This is a genomic window from Pseudomonas sp. MSSRFD41 (genome assembly GCF_014230245.1).
Lineage (GTDB): Bacteria > Pseudomonadota > Gammaproteobacteria > Pseudomonadales > Pseudomonadaceae > Aquipseudomonas > Aquipseudomonas piscis.
The window spans coordinates 1-2085 of the sequence record NZ_JACKZK010000060.1 but is presented as its reverse complement, the minus strand read 5'-3'; the positions used below and the strand labels follow the sequence as shown (position 1 = coordinate 2085).

Genomic DNA, 2085 nt, shown 5'->3' with positions numbered 1-2085 from the left:
TATTCGTCGAGGTCGTCGATCAGGTAGACCTGGGTCGACTGCGGGCGCTTGCCGGAGATCGGCGAGCGTGGAGGCTGTGGACGGCCGTTCACGTTCTCCTGGTCGATCAGGTAGAACTCCAGCTCGAACGCGGCGCAGATGGTCAGGCCCAGTTCGTCGAACTTGCTCACCACCTGGCGCAGCACTTCACGGGGGTCAGCGAAGAACGGCTGGCCCTCGATCTCGTGCATGGTCATCAGCAACTGCGCGGTGGGGCGCTTCTGCCAGGGCTCGACGCTCAGGGTGCCGGGGATCGGGTAGCAGATGCGGTCGGCGTCGCCGATGTCCAGGCCCAGGCCGGTGCTTTCCACCGTGGAGCCGTTGATATCCAGGGCAAACAGCGAGGCCGGCAGGTTAATGCCCTTCTCATAGACCTTGTGCAGGGCGGTACGCTCGATGCGCTTGCCGCGCACCACACCGTTCATGTCCGCAATCAGCAGATCGACGTAGAGAACCTCGGGATGTTTTTTCAGGAAGGCGTTGGCTTCATTGAGCTGAATGGCACGCGGGGGGACCGACATGATGCACCTATCGTGTTAATTATTATGTTCACTGCGGTGACGCACCCGCAGTCAATCCGAAAGAAAAACCGAAGTCAATAGCCCTGCATGGCGCCGATTCGTTAATTATTTTGCCCCACAAGAATCCAAAAAACCCCAGAATCTGCGCCAATCAAGGCTTTCACATGAAATGCGTTTAGAATTTTTTACATGGAAGTTGTTAATTAAAATCAACGAGGATAAGCTCTGGAAAAACTCGTTCCAGCGTGAATTTCGAGGTGATAAAAATGGCATTCAAGCCATTGATCGGCGTTACTGCGTGCGTCAAAGAGATCGGTCTGCATCCCTACCACGTCAGCGGCGACAAGTACTTGCGTGCGGTCAGCGTCGCGGCCGAGGGCCTGCCCCTGGTCATCCCTTCCCTGGCGGACCTGGTCGATACCCAGGATCTGCTGCACAACCTGGACGGGCTGTTGTTCACCGGCTCGCCCTCCAATGTCGAACCCTTCCACTACCAGGGCCCGCCCAGCGAACCGGGCACCGCCCATGATCCGCAACGCGATGCCACCACCCTGCCCCTGCTGCGCGCGGCCGTCGCCGCCGGCGTGCCGGTGCTCGGCATCTGCCGCGGCTTCCAGGAAATGAACGTGGCCTTCGGCGGCAGCCTGCACCAGAAGGTCCACGAGCTGCCGGGCTTTCTCGATCACCGTGAAGCCGACGATCCGCGCATCGAGGTGCAGTACGCCCCCGCGCACCCGGTGGCGATCCAGCCGGGCGGGGTCTTCGCGGCCATGGGCCTGGATGGCGAGATCCAGGTCAACTCGATCCACAGCCAAGGCATCGATCGCCTGGCCCCGGGCCTGCGGGTCGAGGCCGTGGCGCCGGACGGCCTGATCGAGGCGGTATCGGTTGAACACAGCAAGGCCTTCGCCTTCGGCGTGCAGTGGCACCCGGAATGGCAGGTGCTGTCGACCCCGGCCTACCTGCGGATCTTCCAGGCCTTCGGCGACGCCTGCCGGCAACGAGCCGCGCAGCGCCGCTAAGCCCTGCACATCGCGCATTTGCACCTGTAACAACACGCCCTGCCCCATGGCGCGTGCCCTCGTGCGCGCCCGACATCCGGCGTGAGCGGCAAACGGCAAGACCACAACAACAAATAGCGTCAGGCCGCCAGGGAGGCGGCGCCGAATCAGCCCGCCCCCCGGGCTGGCAATCAACCTTTAGGCCGGGCCGTATTGGCCAGGCCGCTGACATCTGTTGGGAGTTTCATATGGCAAACGCCTCCAGCACTTACCGGAAGGCCCTCGAAGGCCACCCGAGCCCGCAGAAGGTTCTGGTGAAGATCGACCGCGTGACCAAGAAGTTCGATGAAACCGTGGCCGTGGACGATGTGTCCCTGGAGATCCACCAAGGCGAGATCTTCGCCCTGCTGGGCGGTTCCGGCTCCGGTAAGTCCACCCTGCTGCGCATGCTCGCCGGGTTCGAGCGACCCACCGAGGGACGCATCCTGCTGGATGGCGTGGACATCACCGACATGCCGCCCTAC

2 protein-coding genes and 1 pseudogene are annotated in these 2085 nt (G+C 62.3%); 2 read left to right on the top strand and 1 reads right to left on the bottom strand.

The window, feature by feature from the left end; genetic code table 11:
- A pseudogene (locus tag H7A76_RS32175) lies at positions 1–560 on the bottom strand (glutamine synthetase); the annotation flags it as partial.
- Positions 561–826: 266 nt separating this feature from the next.
- Here H7A76_RS32175 and H7A76_RS32170 point away from each other — a divergent pair.
- A complete protein-coding gene (locus H7A76_RS32170; RefSeq protein ID WP_185702236.1) occupies positions 827–1582 on the top strand; it encodes a gamma-glutamyl-gamma-aminobutyrate hydrolase family protein in 756 nt (251 codons plus the stop codon).
- A gap of 227 nt (positions 1583–1809) precedes the next feature.
- Positions 1810–2085 (top strand): ATP-binding cassette domain-containing protein (locus tag H7A76_RS32165; RefSeq protein WP_185702237.1); only part of this gene is annotated, 276 nt, incomplete at its 3' end.